This window comes from Alteribacter populi, from assembly GCF_002352765.1.
In the GTDB taxonomy this organism is placed as follows: Bacteria; Bacillota; Bacilli; order Bacillales; family Salisediminibacteriaceae; genus Alteribacter; species Alteribacter populi.
This window is the reverse complement of sequence record NZ_KZ293963.1, coordinates 2015191-2034276: the sequence shown is the minus strand read 5'-3', so window position 1 is coordinate 2034276 and position 19086 is coordinate 2015191. Positions and strand designations below refer to the sequence as shown.

At 43.6% G+C, this 19086-nt stretch carries 22 protein-coding genes, 1 tRNA gene and 1 pseudogene; 20 read left to right on the top strand and 4 right to left on the bottom strand.

The window, feature by feature from the left end; all coding sequences use genetic code 11:
* The first annotated feature begins 32 nt into the window (after window positions 1-32).
* From CDZ94_RS09915 to CDZ94_RS09900, 4 genes are read left to right on the top strand one after another with little or no spacing between them, the layout of a single operon-like run.
* Window positions 33-845 (top strand): electron transfer flavoprotein subunit beta/FixA family protein, encoded by an 813-nt coding sequence (locus CDZ94_RS09915; protein WP_096436628.1) that lies wholly within the window; start codon window positions 33-35, stop codon window positions 843-845.
* 47 nt (window positions 846-892) lie between these two features.
* Window positions 893-1954 (top strand): electron transfer flavoprotein subunit alpha/FixB family protein, encoded by a 1062-nt coding sequence (locus tag CDZ94_RS09910; RefSeq protein ID WP_096440728.1) that lies wholly within the window; start codon window positions 893-895, stop codon window positions 1952-1954.
* Window positions 1947-3242, top strand: coding sequence for an FAD-dependent oxidoreductase (locus tag CDZ94_RS09905; RefSeq protein ID WP_096436626.1), 1296 nt, complete (start codon window positions 1947-1949; stop codon window positions 3240-3242). Before CDZ94_RS09910 ends, CDZ94_RS09905 begins: the two co-directional genes overlap by 8 nt.
* Window positions 3224-3523: a ferredoxin family protein gene (locus CDZ94_RS09900; RefSeq protein ID WP_096436624.1), complete on the top strand. Its 300-nt coding sequence runs from the start codon at window positions 3224-3226 to the stop codon at window positions 3521-3523. The genes CDZ94_RS09905 and CDZ94_RS09900 overlap by 19 nt, the downstream gene beginning before the upstream one ends.
* Before the next feature lie 88 nt (window positions 3524-3611).
* Here CDZ94_RS09900 and CDZ94_RS09895 read toward each other — a convergent pair whose 3' ends face one another.
* On the bottom strand, window positions 3612-4223 hold the full coding sequence (locus CDZ94_RS09895) for a cysteine hydrolase family protein (protein ID WP_096440726.1): 612 nt from the start codon (window positions 4221-4223) through the stop codon (window positions 3612-3614).
* A 150-nt stretch (window positions 4224-4373) separates the two neighbouring features.
* On the opposite strand from CDZ94_RS09895, the gene CDZ94_RS09890 reads away from it, so the two are divergent.
* Complete coding sequence (locus tag CDZ94_RS09890) at window positions 4374-4865, top strand: Lrp/AsnC family transcriptional regulator (RefSeq protein WP_096436622.1); 492 nt, start codon at window positions 4374-4376, stop codon at window positions 4863-4865.
* Window positions 4862-6043, top strand: coding sequence for an aminotransferase (locus CDZ94_RS09885; protein WP_096436620.1), 1182 nt, complete (start codon window positions 4862-4864; stop codon window positions 6041-6043). Before CDZ94_RS09890 ends, CDZ94_RS09885 begins: the two co-directional genes overlap by 4 nt.
* A gap of 372 nt (window positions 6044-6415) precedes the next feature.
* Here the strand turns inward: CDZ94_RS09885 and CDZ94_RS09880 are convergent, their stop codons facing one another.
* A complete protein-coding gene (locus tag CDZ94_RS09880; protein ID WP_096436618.1) occupies window positions 6416-7762 on the bottom strand; it encodes a sodium-dependent transporter in 1347 nt (448 codons plus the stop codon).
* Between the two features lie 269 nt (window positions 7763-8031).
* Between CDZ94_RS09880 and yugI the strand changes: the two genes are divergently transcribed.
* Window positions 8032-8457, top strand: a complete 426-nt coding sequence (gene yugI / locus CDZ94_RS09875) for a S1 domain-containing post-transcriptional regulator GSP13 (protein WP_096436616.1) — start codon at window positions 8032-8034, stop codon at window positions 8455-8457.
* 150 nt (window positions 8458-8607) lie between these two features.
* Here yugI and CDZ94_RS09870 read toward each other — a convergent pair whose 3' ends face one another.
* Entirely contained in the window at window positions 8608-8835 is a 228-nt protein-coding gene (locus tag CDZ94_RS09870) for a DUF378 domain-containing protein (protein WP_096436614.1), read from the bottom strand.
* A gap of 192 nt (window positions 8836-9027) precedes the next feature.
* Here CDZ94_RS09870 and CDZ94_RS09865 point away from each other — a divergent pair, with 192 nt between their 5' ends.
* From CDZ94_RS09865 to CDZ94_RS09855, 3 genes are all read left to right on the top strand, one after another.
* Entirely contained in the window at window positions 9028-10194 is a 1167-nt protein-coding gene (locus CDZ94_RS09865) for an iron-containing alcohol dehydrogenase (RefSeq protein ID WP_096436612.1), read from the top strand.
* Window positions 10195-10510: 316 nt separating this feature from the next.
* Window positions 10511-11860: a glucose-6-phosphate isomerase gene (locus CDZ94_RS09860; RefSeq protein WP_096436610.1), complete on the top strand. Its 1350-nt coding sequence runs from the start codon at window positions 10511-10513 to the stop codon at window positions 11858-11860.
* A gap of 237 nt (window positions 11861-12097) precedes the next feature.
* Window positions 12098-12526, top strand: coding sequence for a YugN family protein (locus CDZ94_RS09855; protein WP_096436608.1), 429 nt, complete (start codon window positions 12098-12100; stop codon window positions 12524-12526).
* 7 nt (window positions 12527-12533) lie between these two features.
* Here CDZ94_RS09855 and CDZ94_RS09850 read toward each other — a convergent pair whose 3' ends face one another.
* Window positions 12534-13556 carry a potassium channel family protein gene (locus CDZ94_RS09850; RefSeq protein ID WP_198520809.1) on the bottom strand — a complete coding sequence of 341 codons (1023 nt, stop codon included), beginning with the start codon at window positions 13554-13556 and terminating at the stop codon, window positions 12534-12536.
* A 102-nt stretch (window positions 13557-13658) separates the two neighbouring features.
* Here CDZ94_RS09850 and CDZ94_RS21550 point away from each other — a divergent pair, with 102 nt between their 5' ends.
* The 10 genes and pseudogenes from CDZ94_RS21550 (at window position 13659) to CDZ94_RS21700 (ending at window position 19024) form a co-directional block, all read left to right on the top strand.
* Entirely contained in the window at window positions 13659-13817 is a 159-nt protein-coding gene (locus CDZ94_RS21550) for a hypothetical protein (protein WP_198520810.1), read from the top strand.
* Window positions 13818-13906: 89 nt separating this feature from the next.
* A tRNA-Ala gene (locus tag CDZ94_RS09845) sits at window positions 13907-13982 on the top strand.
* A 156-nt stretch (window positions 13983-14138) separates the two neighbouring features.
* Complete coding sequence (locus tag CDZ94_RS09840; protein ID WP_245415726.1) at window positions 14139-15197, top strand: tyrosine-type recombinase/integrase; 1059 nt, start codon at window positions 14139-14141, stop codon at window positions 15195-15197.
* Between the two features lie 122 nt (window positions 15198-15319).
* Window positions 15320-15790, top strand: a complete 471-nt coding sequence (locus tag CDZ94_RS09835; protein WP_096436604.1) for a hypothetical protein — start codon at window positions 15320-15322, stop codon at window positions 15788-15790.
* 267 nt (window positions 15791-16057) lie between these two features.
* A complete protein-coding gene (locus tag CDZ94_RS09830; protein ID WP_096436602.1) occupies window positions 16058-16468 on the top strand; it encodes a hypothetical protein in 411 nt (136 codons plus the stop codon).
* Window positions 16469-16795 carry a hypothetical protein gene (locus tag CDZ94_RS09825; protein WP_096436600.1) on the top strand — a complete coding sequence of 109 codons (327 nt, stop codon included), beginning with the start codon at window positions 16469-16471 and terminating at the stop codon, window positions 16793-16795.
* A gap of 93 nt (window positions 16796-16888) precedes the next feature.
* Window positions 16889-17089, top strand: a complete 201-nt coding sequence (locus tag CDZ94_RS09820; RefSeq protein ID WP_096436597.1) for a hypothetical protein — start codon at window positions 16889-16891, stop codon at window positions 17087-17089.
* Window positions 17090-17242: 153 nt separating this feature from the next.
* On the top strand, window positions 17243-17416 hold the full coding sequence (locus CDZ94_RS21345) for a hypothetical protein (RefSeq protein WP_157911742.1): 174 nt from the start codon (window positions 17243-17245) through the stop codon (window positions 17414-17416).
* Complete coding sequence (locus tag CDZ94_RS09810; RefSeq protein WP_096436593.1) at window positions 17409-17819, top strand: hypothetical protein; 411 nt, start codon at window positions 17409-17411, stop codon at window positions 17817-17819. Before CDZ94_RS21345 ends, CDZ94_RS09810 begins: the two co-directional genes overlap by 8 nt.
* Window positions 17820-17875: 56 nt before the next feature.
* A pseudogene (locus tag CDZ94_RS21700) lies at window positions 17876-19024 on the top strand (phosphoadenosine phosphosulfate reductase family protein).
* Window positions 19025-19086: the final 62 nt, after the last annotated feature.

Below are 19086 nucleotides of genomic sequence, written 5' to 3'. Positions count from 1 at the left end.
ACATACATAAAAAAGAGAAAGGTGGGACGGGGATGCATATTCTTGTGTGTATTAAGCAAGTGCCAGATACGAAAATCATTAAAGTCAATCCGAAAACGAATACGCTTGACCGATCGAGTGCTCCTGCGATTTTAAATCCCTATGATGCTCATGCGGTAGAAGAAGCTGTTCGTTTGAGGGAGGTCCATGGAGGAAAAGTAACGGTTCTGTCGATGGGGCCACCTCAAGCTCGAAATGCAATTCGTAAATGTGTAGAAATTGGCGCCGATGAAGGAATTCTTATATCTGATCGTCGGTTTGCTGGGGCGGATACGTTGGCAACGAGCTACGCACTGTTTAAGGCGATTGAAAAAATTCAAACAGACCAGGGTGTTGACCTCGTTCTTTGCGGTAAGCACGCGATTGACGGCGATACCGGACAAACAGGCCCAGGTGTAGCAAGAAGACTTGGGATTCCACCGTTGACGTGTGTAATCAAAGTCGCAGAAATGAATCTTGAAAAACAAACGATTCGTGTCCACAGAAAAGTAGAAGAAGGGTATGAACTCATTCACTCTCCTCTTCCTTGTTTATTAACGGTAGAAAAAGCAATCAATGAAGTTCGCTACTCACCTTTACCTAATATGCTGAGGGCGACACGTTATGAGCCGAATGTTTGGACGGTTGATGACCTTGAAGATGTTGATATTAAACAGCTTGGTCTTAAGGGCTCTCCTACGATTGTTGGAAAGATGTGGCCTCCTGAAAAGAGTAAAGGAGCTCAAATGATTAATGGAGATGCTGAGGCGCAAGTGAAAGAAGTGGTGAACATTTTGTTAGAACAGCGTGAATTGTTCGACTCCTAAATTAAGGTAACAAAGCTTGCCACGGAAAGGCGGAGATGGATTTGAAAATGAACTTGGATGATTATCGGGGCGTATGGGTTTTTATTGAACAAAAGGAAGGGGTCTTACTTGAAGTAGGGTTAGAGCTTTTGGCAGCTGGAAGAGATTTAGCTGACAAGTTAGAAGTCGAGCTCTGTGGGGTTCTTTTAGGTGATCAAGTAAAGAGTCTAACAAAAACTATTTTTGAAGCAGGCGCTGATAAAGTTTATGTGATTGATGATCCAGTTTTACAATTGTATCGGACAGAGACGTACATGATGGCCGTTGGTGACTTAGTGAGAAAATATAAACCGGAAATTTTCTTGTACGGGGCTACGTCGAACGGGAAAGACCTTGCGAGTGCTGTTGCAACTGAAGTTTTGTGCGGACTTACTGCAGATACGACACTCATGGATGTAAACGTAGATAAACGATTGTTTGAAGCTAGTCGTCCTGCCTTTGGAGGCAACATTATGGCGACGATTTTGTGTAAGAAGCATCGTCCGCAAATGGCAACGATCCGTCCGAAAGTTATCAAAAGACTTCCAGTTGAGCCTGGAAGAAGTGGAGAGGTTGTTGAGGAGTTCATTGACGTACGTGAAGAAGACTTGAAAACGAAAGTAGTTCGCATTGTTAAAGACACAAAAAAATCCGTTAATTTGGAAGAGGCTAGTGTCATTGTATCGGCAGGTAAAGGGATTAAAGATGAAAAAGGTTTTGCGATGGTCAAAGAGTTAGCAGAAACGCTTAACGCCTCATTAGGAGCAAGCCGTGATGTTGTAGAAGCCGGGATCTGTAGTCACGATCACCAAGTAGGGCAAACAGGGATAACAGTCACTCCGAAAGTCTATATTGCCATAGGAATCTCAGGTGCAATCCAGCACCTTGTCGGCATGCAAAACTCTGATCTTATCATTGCGATCAATACCGATCCGGATGCACCCATTTTTCAAGCTGCTCACTATGGAATCATAGCGGATGCCTTTGAAGTTACCCCTTTATTAACATCAGCATTTCAGGAAGCACTTAAGGAGCCGTCAAAATCTAGTTTAGCGAAACAGGATGAAGAAGGAGTGACGAGCCATGGCTGAAAAATTTGATGTGATCGTTGTCGGGGCAGGCCCTGCTGGAACAAGTTGTGCGTTCACGGCAGCAAAAAAAGGACTAAATGTGCTATTAATCGAACGAGGTGAATTCCCGGGTTCCAAAAATGTGATGGGTGGAATATTATATCGTAAGCAAATGGAAGAAATTATTCCTGAGTTTTGGAAAGAAGCGCCATTAGAACGTCCCGTGGTGGAACAGCGTTTTTGGTTTTTAGATAAAGAATCGATGGTTACGACAAGCTATAAAGGACTCGAATGGGGAAAAGAACCGTTTAACAACTTTACTGTACTTCGTGCAAAATTTGATCGTTGGTTCGCAGACAAAGCAGTGGAGCAAGGAGCTTTACTTATCAATGAAACAGTCGTATTAGAGTGTATTGTTGAAGACGGTAGAGTGGTGGGGGTTCGAACAGACCGTCCTGATGGGGATTTATATGCTGATGTTGTAGTATTAGCAGATGGAGTCAATTCACTCTTAGGAAAAAGCCTCGGCTTTCATAAGGAGTGGCGGCCTGATGAAGTAGCCTTAACAGTCATGGAAGTGTTAAAACTTCCTAAAAAGACAATTAACGAACGATTTAACGTTTCTGATAACCAAGGGGTTTCCGTAGAAATCTTTGGTGATTCTACCCAGGGGTTATTAGGAACCGCTTTTTTGTATACGAACAAAGATAGTTTAAACATTGGTGTCGGTACGACGTTATCGGGGATGATCAAGAAAAAGATTAAGCCATACCACCTATTAGAGTATGTAAAAGACCATCCGATGGTCAGTCCTTATATTGAAGGTGGGGAAACCTCTGAATATTTAGCCCACCTCATTCCTGAAGGCGGTTACAAGTCTGTTCCACGATTAGTTGGCGACGGCGTTATGATTGTAGGCGATGCAGCTCAGTTTGTGAATGCGATCCACCGCGAAGGGTCGAACATGGCAATGAGTTCAGGAAAGATGGCTGCTGAAGCGATAGTACAGGCAAAAGAATTGAACGATTTTACCGAAAGAACGTTAGATACGTATCGAAAAAATCTTTATAACAGCTTTATCGGCAAAGATTTGAAAAAATACAAAGATGTCACTCATACGTTTGAAGAACATCCACAATATATGGCAGACTACGTCCCAATGATGAATAGAGCTGCGAGTTCATTTTTTACCGTAGATGGGAAGTCGAAAAAAGAGAAGCAGGGAAAGATTTTACGGAGTTTTACAGAGGGAAAAGGAAAAATTGGTGTAGCTAAAGATTTATACCGCGCATGGAGGGTGATGAAATAGTGGCGAAAACGATTGAAGAAAAGCAGTACCTCGTCCGTTTTCGGTGTGATACGCAATCCCACTTAGAAGTAAAAGATCATAATGTCTGTTTGACATCATGTCCGGATAAAGACTGTACAATATTTTGCCCAGCTGATGTTTACAAATGGGAAGGAACCCGGATGCATGTCGGCTATGAAGGCTGTCACGAATGCGGCAGCTGTCGAATCGGTTGTCCAACTAATAACATCAAATGGGAATATCCAAAAGGCGGTCACGGTATCGTTTTTCGGTTAGCATGATAATTAGAGGGAAGACCTCGAGGAAAAAAACCTTGAGGTCTTTTAAATTGGAATGATATTTGTTTTGAGCTTTTTCTTTACGTTGTTTTTATGCTTGGTCTCGCCAGTAATATTTGATTGCTTCTAAATCCATTTTGTCTGACCGTGTTGTTTCAGCATTTAGGACATGCTCCATCAAGTTAAGAGCTTCACGATTATCTTCCTCATGGTTCGAAGCGACACAATCGGAGGGAATGTACAGTTTATAGCCGCGCATATACGCATCATTTGCAGTAAAGTGAACACACATATTACCCGCTAATCCTGAAATAATGAGCGATTTCACGTTAAGGTACTCCAAAAGCAAGTCTAATGGTGTATTAAAAAACGCAGAGAATTGTGGTTTTAAGACAAAGTAATCGTCTTCCTCCGGGATGAGAAGTTCTGTAATTTCTTTCCCCCTTACATTTTCTGTTAAACAGTGATTGACCAGTGTTTGAAAATCTGACTGCCATCGTCCGTAATTATCATTCACATATAGAACAGGAATGTTTAATTGTTTAGCTCGCTTTTTTAAGGAAGCAGTTCTTTCCGCCATAGGTCTTGCATGTCTTAAAAGCTTTTCACCGTCTTCAAATTCTAAATCGTTGACCACGTCGATTAATAATAAAGCGACGTGGTCATATTCGGTTACATGAGGATTTTCGTTCTTATCAACCATAGTAAAGGAGCCTTCCTTTCTGTTAAAATAAACGGCACGAGTATGAATTGCAGTATTAAAGATATAGTTTTCGCTTAAAAGACACATGATTTAATTTTCCCATAACCGGGATTGTCAAAACATAGATAAACGAACTGGAGGAGCTAGATTATGGAAAAAGAAATGGAACTGCTCAGGCTTTTAGAAAAAAACGGCCGAATGCCTGTAATCACGATAGCTAAAATGCTTGATTTAACGGTCGAAAAAGTAGAAGAACGAATGAGTGATTTGGAGAAAAGAAAGGTGATCCTCGGTTATTCTGGAATTGTTGACTGGACAAAAGTAGATAGCCCAGAAGGAATAACTGCGATGATTGATGTAAAAGTTCAACCAAAACGAGGCGTCGGTTTTGATGAAGTCGCTGAGCGCATTTACCGTTTTAAAGAAGTAAAAGCGTTATACCTCATGTCGGGTACATATGATTTATCAGTCGTGATTGAAGGAACAACAATGTCTGAGGTCGGGCAGTTTGTTTCTGAAAAATTATCAACATTGGAATCGGTTTTATCTACAACGACACACTTTCAGTTGAAAAAATACAAGCACGATGGTGTCGTTTTTGAAGACGGGGATGAAGACCATCGGATTGTGGTATCGCCATGACGTCATCACAAGAAAAATCCAATCAATATTTATCAAGCGCGGTAAAACGAATTCAGCCGTCGGGGATTCGAAAGTTTTTCGACTTGGCGTCCTCGATGGACAATATCATTTCGTTAGGTGTGGGAGAACCAGACTATTCGACTCCATGGAACGTGCGCGAAGCAAGTATCGCTTCTTTAGAAAGAGGAATTACCTCGTATACAGCGAATGCAGGCATGCTCGAACTTCGAGAAGCGATTTCTCGTTACTTAGAGAATGAATTTGAGACTCTGTATAATCCGTCCGATGAAATCATCGTAACAGCTGGAGCAAGTGAAGCCATTGATCTTGCATTGCGGGCAACTGTGAACCCAGGTGAAGAAGTGTTGATTGTTGAACCAAGCTTCGTATCCTACGCCCCTCTTGTTTCTTTAGTCGGTGGAGTTCCAGTCCCTGTGGCAACTTCGATTGAAAACGGCTTTAAAGTAACCGCAGAACAGATTGAACGATGTGTCACTGAAAAAACGAAAGCGATTTTACTTTGTTTTCCAAATAACCCCACTGGTACAATCATGTCAAAATTAGAGCTGGAGAAAGTTGCTGCAGTTATTAAACGCCATGACTTGCTTGTCTATTCTGATGAAATTTATGCTGAGATGACCTACGATAATCAGCACGTAAGTGTCCCGAGTCTAGATGGGATGTGGGAGAGGACGATATTAATTTCCGGCTTTTCAAAAGCCTTTGCGATGACAGGATGGCGATTAGGGTATGTAACTGCACCTTCACACCTTGCTTCGGGTATGCTGAAAATTCACCAATATGCGATGATGTGCGCGTCGACTATGGCTCAATATGGTGCGATAGAAGCCCTGAAAAATGGAAAAGAAGAAATGCTGGAAATGATCGAGAGCTACAGGCAACGTCGGAATTTCTTTGTAAGTTCGTTAAAGGAAATCGGTCTCACCTGTCATAAACCAGGTGGCGCGTTTTATGCTTTTCCATCTATAGAATCAACAGGGCTATCCTCAGAAGCTTTCGCTGAAAAGTTACTTTTTGATGAAAGGGTCGCGGTCGTACCGGGAAATGTGTTTGGTGCTGGTGGCGAAGGCCATATCCGTTGCTCCTATGCTAGTTCTTTATCTCAGCTAGAAGAGGCGGTTGAGAGGATTGACAGTTTTTTGGGGAAAATACGGTGATGAGCGCTGATTGTAGAATGCTCTTTTTATAAAAGGTGAAAAGTTAGTTTTTAGGTGGAAAAAATCAATTTTGGTGTCGGATAATTTCACTTTTGTGTGGAATAAAGTCTGACTGGTGTAGAATTTCTAATATCAGAATTGCTAATAGAGAGAAGATAAAAAAACAAGATAAGAGAGTAAAAGTTCAACTCTCTCACCTTGTTAAAAGGGGGAATACTAGATTGTATACATTTATCATTGTATCCACCCTGCATAAAACTATACATTAAGGAGCAAAAAAATAACAAAGGGCGGCTCCTGTCAAGAGGAGCCAGCCATTTTACACAATTGTTCGGGGGACAGGCACCACAAGGGGGGCCTGTCCCTTGAAAGTTAAATAATCCCAAGAACGTTGAGGAAGGCGATAATAATTGCGACTGGTGTGACGTATTTGACGAGGATATACCATGTATTAAATAGGCCTCGTTTTATACTCGAACTTTTTTGGATTTCCTCATACAGTTCATCTTTCTTGATTTTTAGCGGTGCGAATATCGCGATTAATAAGGCTCCTAGTGGAAGCATAATATTACTTACCAGGAAGTCTAGTGCGTCAAAGAAATTGTTCCCGAATATCAGTACATCTCCCATTACACCGTAGGAAAGGGCAGAGGGAATTCCCATTACAAATATTAATAAACCAATAGTCCATGCAGCTTTATTTCGCTTTGTCGGATCATTTTTTGTAACCGAAGCGACGACCATTTCTAATAAAGAAAATGCGGAAGTTAATGTTGCGAACAATAGCAACGCCATGAACGCTACAAAGAACACACTTCCAAATGGGATCGCACTAAAGACTGTAGGTAAGACGATGAAGATTAACGGTGGCCCTTCTGCGGGCTCCAGACCGAATGAAAAAACTGCCGGGAAAATGGCAAGCCCTGCTAAAATAGAAATAAAAATCGTTAAGCCGACAATTGACACTGCAGAACGTGGCAAACTTTCAGATGATTTCAAATATGAACTATAGGTAACCATAATCGAAACACCGAGACTTAATGAGAAAAATGCTTGTCCTAATGCAAATAGAATTGTTTCACCGGTGACAGAAGAAAAATCAGGCATTAAGAAGAATTCGACACCTTCCATAGCACCTGGGAGTGTTACAGAACGGATCACGATAATAAGAAATAAAATAAATAAGGCCGGCATCATAATCTTACTAAATCGCTCGATTCCTTTTTGAACACCACCTCGAACAACTAAGATTGTCAAAACCATAAAGATTAAATGAGCAAACACGGCTAAAAACGGATTACTTATCGTTTGTCCAAATAGTTGCTCAAACTCAGTTCCTTCTCTTCCAGCAAGACCTTCCGTAATGGCTCGAGTTAAATATATGACAATCCAACCACCAACAACGCTATAAAAAGACAATAAAATAAAAGATGTAGCAACTCCGAGCTTTCCAATCCAATGCCAAAAAGTACCAGGTGCTAACATCCGATAAGCCGTAATGGCTTCATGCTGAGTTTTACGCCCAATCGTAAATTCTGTAAGTAACAAGGGCAAACCTAAAAAGATTGTGAATAGTAGGAAGATCAAAAAGAATGCTCCACCACCACTCGTGCCTGCTACATAAGGTAGTTTCCAAATCGCTCCTAGGCCAATAGCAGAGCCGGCAGCTGCTAAAATAAAACCGAGCTTAGATGTCCACTGATCTTGTTTTTGGGACATAAAAAAACCTCCTTTTTCTCTGTAATAAAGAAATGTGTGTGAAAGGAATATTCTGACTAGAAAATTCAGAAAAATGATGTTTTTCACTGCAATATTTTTATACTATAAAGCGTTACACCAACGATGTCAACGACTGTCACCTCCTTTATTACTAAGAAATGATTGAAGCCTGTATGTATTTAGGTGTAATGGAAATAATCCCTTTTTGTCACGATGAAAAAGCTGTGATATAATTAACCAGTTAATAAATAGCTATAGGAGTTGTTCTCATGTCAAGTAATTATGAAGTTGGCAGTATTGTCGAAGGAAAAGTAACTGGGATTAAACCTTTTGGTGCGTTCGTAGCCTTAGATCAAGATAAACAGGGTCTAGTTCACATTTCACACATCGCTCACGGGTTCGTTAAAGATATTAATGAACACCTTTCTGTTGGCGACGAAGTAAAAGTGAAAGTATTGTCTATAGATGAAGAATCAGGCAAAATTTCACTATCTATCCGTGAAACGCAACCTAAGCCGGAGCGTCCAGCACGTCAAGAACGTCCAAAGCGCCCAGCACAAGGCGGAGGTGGCGGTGGTAAACGTCACACAAATGAGAAGCCTCAAGGATTTAACACTCTTGAAGAAAAACTCAAAGGTTGGTTGAAGCAGTCTAACGAAATTCAAGCTGACTTAAATAAGCGCGCAAAAAAATAAGGATTTACCCAGAATCCTACTTTCCAAGACAAAAAGAGGCAGCTCCCGAGAGTTGCCTCTTTTTTTAGCTATTCTGCCTGTCTTGACAAAGCGCTTCCATTTAACATCAGGACCCTTGAAAGGAATGGGACCGAATGGTGTTGATATCGACTACCGTTGGGGTTCTGGACTACGTTCCAACTCTTCGTCTGGCTTGAATAGAATGGAGATACAATATAACCCAGCCAATCCGACAATAGCATAGATGAAACGTGAAAAACCGGCAGCTTGACCACCGAAGATGGCTGCTATAAGGTCAAACCGGAAGAATCCGATTAAGCCCCAGTTTACTGCTCCGATAATGGACAAAACAAGAGCTGTGCGTTGAATACCGCTCATTCGCTCCTCACCTCCTTATAGGGGTTCACTCATTTTTTAAAGAAGCGTAATGCTCCTTTCCTTATAATGAATAAACATGAATCGAATTATGCATTTAAACAAAAAAATAACGCCGCCGGCAGATTTCTTTACATATCCTTTTGTCATAGTAGATAATAAAAGGGACTTAAATCTGATAAAGGAGTGATGACATTGGATAACTTTATTTATCAAAATCCGACTCGACTTATTTTTGGTCAAGGACAAGTAAAAGAACAGCTTGTAAATCAATTAATGCTATTTGGAAATAAAATTCTTCTTGTTTATGGAGGAGGAAGTATTAAACGTAACGGTCTTCATGAAGAAGTAACGACTCTTTTAAATGAAGCTGGTTTTAAGGTCAGTGAATTGGCAGGGGTAGAACCAAACCCACGTCTTGATACAGTACATAAAGGCGTAGAAATTTGTAAAACAGATGAGATTGACGTCCTATTAGCTGTCGGGGGCGGCAGTGTTATTGACTGTACGAAAGCGATTGCTGCCGGGGCAAAATACGATGGTGATGCTTGGGATTTAGTAACGAAAAAAGAAACACCTGAAGATGCGCTACCGTTCGGAACGGTCCTTACGTTAGCCGCAACGGGTTCTGAAATGAATTCAGGGTCTGTTATAACAAACTGGGAAACCCATGAGAAATATGGATGGGGAAGCCCACTTGTGTTCCCGAAATTTTCGATCCTTGACCCAGCAAATACGCTTTCGGTTCCAAAGGATCATACGATTTATGGGATCGTTGACATGATGAGTCACGTATTTGAACAGTACTTTCACGTGCAAACAAACACACCACTACAAGAAAATATGTGTGAAGCTGTCCTCAAAACAGTGATCGAAGCAGGACCAGAGCTGGTCGAAAACTTAGATGATGTAAAGCTTCGTGAAACGATCCTTTATTCTGGTACCATTGCCTTAAACGGAACACTGCAAATGGGGGCTCGAGGAGACTGGGCATCACACAACATTGAGCACGCCGTCTCTGCTGTTTACGATATTCCTCACGCAGGAGGACTTGCGATTTTATTCCCGCAATGGATGAGACATCATTTGGACAAAGGAGAGCGCAAATTAGTTCAGCTTGCCGTGAATGTATGGGGGATTAGCACTGAAGGTAAATCGGACCGTCAAGTTGCTGAAGAAGGTATTGAACGCTTAGAACAATTTTGGAGCAGTTTAGGAGCACCCAACCGTCTCGCCGATTATGACATTGATGATAGCCGAATCGGTGAAATGGCCGACAAAGCGATGGCAAGAGGCCCATTTGGAAACTTTAATGCTTTGGAAAAAGAAGACGTTGTTGCAATTTTAAATGCAGCATTATAATGGTTAACTAAGGGCACTCTTAATGAGTGTCTTTATTTTTAAAAGATCAGAAACTATAATCGGACAGCTACCTTTACGCTGCACTTATTAAAACGCTCAAGAAACAAATAGCAACAATGTTTTAGAAAAGAGCCAAAGAAATCATCCATGAAACTTTAAAACAAGCGCAGAAAGTTAACGCAGAAAACCAGCTGTTTTTTTTTTTTTTTATTGGATACGCTTATAATTATATATGCGCTTGATTAATTAGGGTTGTTTTAATAAAGTGAAAAGTGGAAGAGTAAAAATAGCGTTTCTCATCAATGGAGGTATCAATATGTCAAAAACGATTTCGTTTGACTACAAAAAAGCGTCTCACTTTGTCTCTCAACGCGAAGTAGAGCAATTGTCTGGAGCGATTAAGTCAGCTCATGAAGCTTTACATAACGGTACAGGTGCTGGAAATGACTTCTTAGGATGGATAGACCTTCCTGTTAACTACGATAAAGAAGAGTTTTCCCGCATTCAAAAATCAGCAGAGAAAATCAAGTCCGACTCCGATATTTTACTGGTGATCGGGATTGGCGGTTCTTATCTCGGTGCAAGAGCTGCTATTGAAGCCCTCAACCATTCATTTTATAACGTGTTAGAAAAAGAACAACGTAACGCTCCACAAGTTATCTTTGTAGGAAATAATATCAGTTCTACTTATGTTCGCGATCTTTTTGATGTGCTAGAAGGAAAAGACGTATCGGTTAACGTCATTTCAAAATCCGGAACAACTACAGAACCGGCAATTGCATTCCGTATATTCCGTGAGTTTTTAGAGAAAAAATACGGAATTGAGGAAGCACGCAAACGTATTTATGCAACAACGGATAAAGAAAAAGGTGCTTTAAAGCAGCTTGCAATTGAAGAAGGGTACGAATCATTTATAATCCCTGATGATGTCGGCGGCCGCTTTTCTGTTTTAACAGCTGTGGGACTTCTGCCAATTGCTGCAAGTGGGTTAAACATTGAATCGATGATGCAAGGAGCAACGGATGCTCGTGAAGCATACAGTAGTCCGAACCTTGTTGAAAATGAAGCTTATCAATATGCTGCCGTACGAAATGCTCTTTACAACAAAGGAAAGACGATTGAGCTCATGGTAAACTATGAGCCAGCTTTACACTATGTAAGTGAATGGTGGAAGCAATTGTACGGAGAAAGTGAAGGGAAAGACGGTAAAGGAATTTTCCCGGCCGCAGCGGACTTTTCAACAGACCTACATTCCCTAGGTCAGTACGTTCAAGACGGGCGTCGCGACCTTTTTGAAACAGTTCTTAATGTAGAAAATGTACGTGAAGAATTGAAGATCACAGAAGCAAAAGACGACCTAGATAAACTTAATTATCTTGCTGGAGAAACAATGGACTTTGTTAACAAAAGGGCTTATGAAGGTACGATGCTAGCGCATATGGACGGTAACGTTCCAAACTTAGTGTTAAACATTCCAGAATTGAATGAATACCACTTCGGCTATCTCGTATACTTTTTCGAAAAAGCATGTGCAATCAGCGGTTACATTCTTGGTGTGAACCCATTTGACCAACCAGGAGTAGAAGCCTATAAGAAAAACATGTTCGCCCTACTCGGCAAGCCAGGTTTTGAAAAAGAAAAAGCAGAGCTTGAAAAAAGACTGTAAGGAATTTGGGTATACTACTCGATTTTTGTCGGTTATTAATAAGGTTTCCCGGGAAATATGTTGAAAAATGAATGAAAAGATCCGTTGATGAAGCGTATACTGCTCCTATCAACGGATTTTTTAATTTGTTATACATTGACTCTTTTCTAAAACAATGTTGCCAGTAGCACTAATAGTAAATAATTAAACCTTTCCTAGGACATGCTATTGAAAACAACGTTCTGGAGGTGGGAGGCAATGATTGAAGTCCAATCTCCCTTGGAAAATCAGGAATTTAAACTAATTGATTTAGAAAAGAAATTAAAACCAATTGGCTATGCGATTGGTGGAGGATGGGATTATGATCACGGGTATTTTGATTACGTTATGAATGATGAATCGAGCTATTTGTGTGTGAGGCTTCCTTTTTATGCAGCAAAAGGGGAGCTTGACACAAGAGGAGTGATTGTTAGACTGGGGCGACCATTTCTATTAGCGCACACGTACGAAAGCGGGCAAGACGATGATAACACTTATGACCCGAATCCATGGGTCAATCAGTTCGCGGAACCTGAAGACAAAGACGACAACTTCCCAGGGGAATGGATCAACACAGGGAAGGAATATATAAAAGAGCTGGAGCAAGTTATTTTGCACGACATGAAAATTTACCCAAGAGGCGACTAACTATTCTTTAGTCGCCTGTTTGTTTTTTCTTTACTAAAACAACTAAATGATCTCCTTCTTTTAGTTCATAGCTGTCAGCTGGCAGAAGTTCAGCTGAATCACCTCTCCAAATACCTAACAAGTGTTCACCTTCAAAAAGATCCCAATCTTCACACAGCTCTCCATATGTTAAGCCAATGCATTCTTCGGGAAGTTTTTTTAATTCCATTTGATTTTTTGTATCTTTTTGTAAGAGAGTCAGCATCAGCAGGCTTACACCATGAGATTCAGGACCGTTATTCATTAAAGAACTGAGGAGAACTGAACTTTGCACGATTTCATCCGCACCAGCTCGTCTCGCGTTTGATATTTGTGATTCTGTAATGATTTCGGCAATTGTATAAATTTTAGGGTTGACCCCTTTAAATGCAAGTAAAGAAAGCACCGTTTTTGAATCGGCAAGTCCTTCTTCCTCATGCGAGTCAGCGGTTATGATTGCCGTATAAGCCTCATGGATGTTTGCTTTATGTAGTATATGATCATGGCTGGCTGACCCTTTAACAAAATGGACCCAAGATAGGTTAGAGGGCTTTTTTTCTAATGTTTCGTCGATTAACACAACATGGGCTTTTGAGTTTTGTTTCTTAATTTTATTTAGTAACAGTCTGGTTCGTTCGTTCCACCCTACAATGATGATATGCCCTTTTTTATGAAACGAGTGCTTCCCTTTTACGTGATTATCTTTTGCATTAACTGCTGAAGTAGCTACACTTGTTATAAAGAAAGAAAAAATTCCAACACCAGTTAAAATAAGAATCACGCCAATAAGTCTTCCTGGAATTGATTCAGGTACGAAATCTCCATAGCCCACTGTTGAAATGGTCACCATCGCCCACCAAATTCCATCGAACAAATCAGGGAAAACCCCAGGCTCTATATAATGAGCAATGCCACCAAATAAAAAAATGACGAAAAAGAGAGCAGTTAATAAATTGATTAAGGTTGGTAGTTGATTTGAAGCCGCTTGAAAAAAAGAAGATAATCGAAACACAAAAATTGCCTCCCCATACTGTACTCTTTCCATTATTGACAGAATGAAGTGAAATCCATTCATACATTTGATAAGATAGAAAGGTCAGAAGGGGGAAATGATATGATTCAGTCTATTATATTTGCAATCACTATCTTTATCGGATGGGTCATCTTTGATGGCATCAAACACCGAAAGATCATTAAAGAAAACGTTCTTGCCGGACTAGCTGCGGCGATAGTTGCAGGAATTGCTTGGTACATACTTTTCATCATTTTTTAACAAAAATCTATCTTTTTCGCAAAAAAGCTTGATCCTCTCAGACCCTTCAGCTATAATCAATAAATGTGAGGTAATACACACAAGCTTATGGGGCATTAGCTCAGCTGGGAGAGCGCTTCGCTGGCAGCGAAGAGGTCAGCGGTTCGAGCCCGCTATGCTCCACCATACTTCGGATAAACCGCGTCATATCAACGGATATGGCGTTTTTTCATGCGTTGAATTAGGTGGGGAATTACCCGTTGAATTGGACGTAGTAAAGTGCTCCTATAGCGGAGAGTAAAGCGCTCCGTTTTCATCGCCCATGAAAGGAGGCGTTTTGTATTGGCGCGTTTGGATAAGCGGAAGGGGAAGTCGCAGAAAGTCGAGCGAGCCGGGATCACTATGCGGCAATCAATAAAGAGTATACCGGTGCTCTACGAAAAGTATTACCTCGCGAAAGAGGCGGAAGGACGAGCGAGATCTACGTTAGATAGTTACCGCTTCCATTTTCGCATTTTATTTTTATACGCGGATCATGTCGGGCGGGAGCCGAATATTGATCGGATGGACGTGGAATTTTATCGTCATTTCGTTAACTGGATGCGCGATGAATACGTAAAAAATGAAGGCCATAAGTATAAGCCGGAGTCGGCGAAAACGGTTGGGCTGTCCGCTACATCGATTAATTCCGTACTAAAGACATTACGAAACTTCTACGATTTTCTAATCGCAGAGGGATTGGCGGATCATAATCCGCTTCACTCCGTCAAAAACGTTCGGCAGGTCGATAAGGACATCACGGTACTGACCGCGGACGAGCTAAGGGCGTTATTATCGGCACCCGATCAACGAAGGTACGCTGATTTCCGCGACTACGTACTTATGACGTTGCTACTCGATAGTATGATGCGGATCAACGAAGCATGTCAACTTACGCGCGACGACGTGGATTTTAACGACTGTTCCGTACATATACGGGCGGACAACGTTAAAACACGGAAAAGTCGTAGGGTTCCGATCCAACGACGCACTGCCCGGTTAATGAAGGAACTCGTAGCGGAGGTATCTGTATTCGAGGACACCGAGTTGATATTCCTCGCAAATTACGGCGGGTCGTTAACACCGAACCACTTCCGGCACAGGCTCGAAAAGTTTGCGAAACAAGCGGAGATATCGAAGAACGTTCATCCGCATTTGTTTCGGCATACTGGTGCGACGATGGCGTTAGAAAACGGAATGGACATCCGCCATTTACAAATGATTCTCGGTCATGCGGATTTAAGAATGACGATGAGATATACGCATTTATCGGATAAGTCGTTGAGCGCGCAACATGAACGGTACTCCCCGATGAGCGTAATCAACGGAACATTAAATAAGAATCGAAAAATATTGCGATGAAGCAGGCGTCGGTTAACTCCGGCGTCTTTTTTTTATTTTCCGGAAAAAAGTTTCGGTAAATTTGTGCGAAAACTAATCGAGGCTGGTAGTTAAGTAATGAAAGCGGAAAAGGAGGCGGTCAGTTGACGAAACCACACATACGCAGAGGTAACGTTCGAAACGGCTTCACGATAATGTACCACGATATTTTCGACCTTTATCATCCTTACATCGGAGACAAGGCGTTGCTATACTACATGTTCCTACTGCGCTACCGAAACACCGAGGAGGGTTCGGACCACTTCGGAAAGTCGTGGAACGGTCGGAAATCAGTCGTAGAAAAATTCCAAGTATCATATTCCGCGATTCCCATAATGGACGACATACTCCTAATTTCCGGACTAATCGAAATCGAAACGGAGCCGAGCGGAAGGGGACGCGATAAAATTTACTACATCGTCCATGACCCGTTAAGCCGGGACGAGTTTCGCGAAAAGGAATCGGATATACGGACAGATCTGCTGCGGCTTATCGAAAAGAAATCGGAGGCCGGGCGGATTGTCGGAAAGGAGGTAAAGCCGAAGCGGAAGGGTCGTAATACCACTAACCAGTAGATATAATCTACTAGGTGGTAACTTTATATCTACTAGGTGGTAACTGATAAAGAACTATCTATAAAGAACTATCTATAAAGATTAAGAGAGTAGCGGTGCAAAGAACGCACCGGACTTCGCTATCGCTCGTCTTCATTATCTTGTCGCGAAAATGTATCCGATATAAGTAATTGTCGCGGATAAAGTAGTGACCGAGTGACGTAAGGAACGAAGGTTGAGGGCGGTCTTTGCCCGAAAGGTTTTAACTAAACGAAGGAGGACGAAACCATGCCGAAGCAAAAGACGATCACCCTACCGACACTGCCGCGCACCGTAGCGGACAACCTCGAATTTGTCCGATCCCTCTACGGAGCCGACAACGTTATCTCTTTCATATCTTCGCGGATGACCTATACGGGACACGATCACCTGCGGAAGTACGTCGACGACCACGGACCTGCCGACATCATCACCGCTCTACTTTTCGGCTACACGATCGAACGAACGCCGGAAGAACTCGTAGCCGACGCGTACCATACGGAACAACGTATCGCGGACGCCCACCCTCTCGGCACGTACGTACGGGCATTTCATTGCGGAAAAGCCTCCGGAATACGAACGGCTGTCGAATTGCTAGAACGCCAAATACCCGGTGTAAACACGGTGGGGACGTACATCCCGAAGGAGGAGGACGAGTAAATGGCGCAATTTAAAATCACGGACGATTACCGTATTGTCACCGACCAGCTCAATTTTATCGTGGAGGAACGCCATATCACGGACCCGACGAAAGTGCCCGGCTATGACGCCAGCGACCCGGAACATGCTGCACGTCAGCCACGAGAAGTATGGCGCACGGCGTCAGCCCGCCCATATCACGGCACGCTCGAGTCGGCGCTCAACTCGATTGTTAACCGCGAAATCATGCGAAGTGAAGCGACGTCGATTGCGGAGCTAGTCGAAGAGGTTACGGAGATACGAGCGCACATACGTAGTGTTCTGCCTGTGCCATTGCGGGAAAATTAAGGCGGTAGGGCTTACCGAGGGTAATACGTTAGAGATACGCTAGGGCGCTAATTTACCCGTGATAAAACGGGATCAACGAAAGGGGACGGTAAAATGACAGAAGCACACCGAACTGTTACCGAGTCTGACCGCGAACAAATCCGGCAACGCGCCGAAAAGGTTGCGCAAAGCTCCAACACGGAAGCCGCCGAGTTTGCGGAGATTACGCTGTTACTTCTCGACGATATAGAAGAAAGGGTCGAAGCCATGGCGATTGTGCACGAAAATGAGATGAAATGGAGGCGGGTAACATGAGGGTGACGTACCGCTGTTATATCAACGGAGAATTCTACGGAGCGGGTCCGCGGAAATATATGACGGAGTTGTTCCGGGATTACGTGGAGACTTGCGGCATGCACGGAAAACCTGCGGTAGATTTTCGAGTAGAACGGAAGGAGAGGACGGAGGATGTTCGATCATCTGAAAGACATCGCAAAGGAAGCGGACAAGACGGCGAATAACGCGTACAGGAAGACGAAGCATGTCGCGGAAGACATGGGCGTCGGTCCGGAATCGTTCCGGGATTTCTGGGGTATTTCGGACGACGACGTTAAGCGGAAGGAGCGTGATCGCGATGACTAAACCGAAATCGACCGACTGGCGGTCGCTACCCGTCGCGGAATGGAACGTGGCTTCGTTTTCGCAATATCTAATCGACCAGACCGCAGGGCTCTACGGAGTCACCTACGCGCCAGGCGGAGGCGGGTCGAAGTCGCAGCGGTGGATGCGCGAAAAAGGCATGCTGAAGCAGGCGCAAGGCCGGTATGGTAACGAGGTGCTCCGGCGATTCATCGACTTGTGCCTGACGGAATACGCGCCGAAGCCGGAATACCCTTTCGCGGCATTTACGTTCATGTATTCGTACATGGACCGCAACCTTACGAAGGCACAGGCGCAACTGGCGGAGGAACGCCGCAAGGAGCAGGCGCGCAAGGAGCGCGAGCAGACGAAAATGACGGCGGACGAGATTGACGATTATTTCTAGGGGGAGGCGGTACATTGACGGATTCAGTAACGATCGCAAAAGCGTACGATGCGCAGGTGCAGCCGGAACAGACTGAGATTGAAGGAAAGAAACGGTGGCTTCGGACACGCGCCGAAAAGGACGTGCGGTACGAGCATTTCAACGAACGCAAGGACGCGCCGATCAGCGAAAAGGAACGGTGGTCAGTCGAGATTATCAAAACCGGCATCAAACGCGCAGAAAAACCGGTGGTGTCGTGCAGCTTCGGAATCGATTCGGTGGTTTCGATTTACCTGACGCGGAAAGCGATGGCGGAGCTCGGCCGAGCTCCTTCCGATATCGATATCGTGTGGAATAACACGCTTAACGAATTCCGGGAGGTACAGACATTCGCGAAGGAGTTAACGGAACAGTGGAAGCTACGGCTGATCGTGACCAAGCCGAAAAAGCCGCTGAAAAAGGTAATCGACGATAACGGAGGCATCGACGGCTCGTACTTCACCGCGCGGAAAGGTTCGCGTAAAAACGGCCAGCCTCTATCGGAGAAATGCTGCGGAACACTGAAGCATGAACCGATGAACCGCGCAACGCGGGAAAACGGATGGGACCTCATTATTAACTGATTACGCGCGGACGAAAGCCGGCAACGTTTACTCGCAGCCCTCCGCGATGGTGAATACTTCTACTCGTCCGGCACATGGAAGTCGTACGTGTCGCGGCCGATTCTTTGGTGGGACGAGGCGGACCTGTGGGAGTACGTAGAGTGGCGCGACGTACCGTACAACGATTTATACCGGAAGAACCTGATCCAACGCTACCCGGACGACTTAACCGACATTATCAACGAATACGGCGGAGACTTGGCACGTCTCGGGCTGGATACGGAAAGTCTGCGTGATAAGGAGACGCAGACGGTCGGACGGAGACAGGCGATGGAGCTCGAGAAACTCGGATTTACGATATTCGCGCCTCGTACGGGCTGTCAAATGTGCCCGATCCCGGTGAAATACGGCTACATGCACTGGATGCGCACGTACTATCCGAAAGTGTACGACGCAATGGTGAACAAACTCGGCTACGGATCGGCGCTGCTCGAAATGGTGCCGAAGGAAACACGCGACGAAATCGAGGCGCTAACAGGCGTCGACATTACCGCGGAGAACGCACACGAATACCTTTACGAAATACTCGAAGCGAAGCCGTGCATCTTCGACGAATTCAAATAACGGAAGGACTGACGAATGTGGGCGCAATTAGCGAAACACTCGTAAACAAAGGCATGATCGCA

Excerpts from the sequence above, each read along its gene's own strand:
- CDZ94_RS09870 (WP_096436614.1), bottom strand. The coding sequence starts at position 8,835 with ATGAGCGGTATTCAACGCACAGCTCTTGTTTTGTCCATTATCGGAGCA.
- CDZ94_RS09880 (WP_096436618.1), bottom strand. The coding sequence starts at position 7,762 with ATGTCCCAAAAACAAGATCAGTGGACATCTAAGCTCGGTTTTATTTTA.
- CDZ94_RS09810 (WP_096436593.1), top strand. The coding sequence starts at position 17,409 with ATGACTAAACCGAAATCGACCGACTGGCGGTCGCTACCCGTCGCGGAA.
- CDZ94_RS09820 (WP_096436597.1), top strand. The coding sequence starts at position 16,889 with ATGACAGAAGCACACCGAACTGTTACCGAGTCTGACCGCGAACAAATC.
- CDZ94_RS09910 (WP_096440728.1), top strand. The coding sequence starts at position 893 with ATGAACTTGGATGATTATCGGGGCGTATGGGTTTTTATTGAACAAAAG.
- CDZ94_RS09825 (WP_096436600.1), top strand. The coding sequence starts at position 16,469 with ATGGCGCAATTTAAAATCACGGACGATTACCGTATTGTCACCGACCAG.
- CDZ94_RS09915 (WP_096436628.1), top strand. The coding sequence starts at position 33 with ATGCATATTCTTGTGTGTATTAAGCAAGTGCCAGATACGAAAATCATT.
- CDZ94_RS09855 (WP_096436608.1), top strand. The coding sequence starts at position 12,098 with ATGATTGAAGTCCAATCTCCCTTGGAAAATCAGGAATTTAAACTAATT.
- CDZ94_RS09890 (WP_096436622.1), top strand. The coding sequence starts at position 4,374 with ATGGAAAAAGAAATGGAACTGCTCAGGCTTTTAGAAAAAAACGGCCGA.
- CDZ94_RS09905 (WP_096436626.1), top strand. The coding sequence starts at position 1,947 with ATGGCTGAAAAATTTGATGTGATCGTTGTCGGGGCAGGCCCTGCTGGA.
- CDZ94_RS09860 (WP_096436610.1), top strand. The coding sequence starts at position 10,511 with ATGTCAAAAACGATTTCGTTTGACTACAAAAAAGCGTCTCACTTTGTC.
- CDZ94_RS09895 (WP_096440726.1), bottom strand. The coding sequence starts at position 4,223 with ATGGTTGATAAGAACGAAAATCCTCATGTAACCGAATATGACCACGTC.
- CDZ94_RS21345 (WP_157911742.1), top strand. The coding sequence starts at position 17,243 with ATGTTCGATCATCTGAAAGACATCGCAAAGGAAGCGGACAAGACGGCG.
- CDZ94_RS09830 (WP_096436602.1), top strand. The coding sequence starts at position 16,058 with ATGCCGAAGCAAAAGACGATCACCCTACCGACACTGCCGCGCACCGTA.
- CDZ94_RS09900 (WP_096436624.1), top strand. The coding sequence starts at position 3,224 with ATGGAGGGTGATGAAATAGTGGCGAAAACGATTGAAGAAAAGCAGTAC.
- CDZ94_RS21550 (WP_198520810.1), top strand. The coding sequence starts at position 13,659 with ATGATTCAGTCTATTATATTTGCAATCACTATCTTTATCGGATGGGTC.
- CDZ94_RS09885 (WP_096436620.1), top strand. The coding sequence starts at position 4,862 with ATGACGTCATCACAAGAAAAATCCAATCAATATTTATCAAGCGCGGTA.
- yugI (WP_096436616.1), top strand. The coding sequence starts at position 8,032 with ATGTCAAGTAATTATGAAGTTGGCAGTATTGTCGAAGGAAAAGTAACT.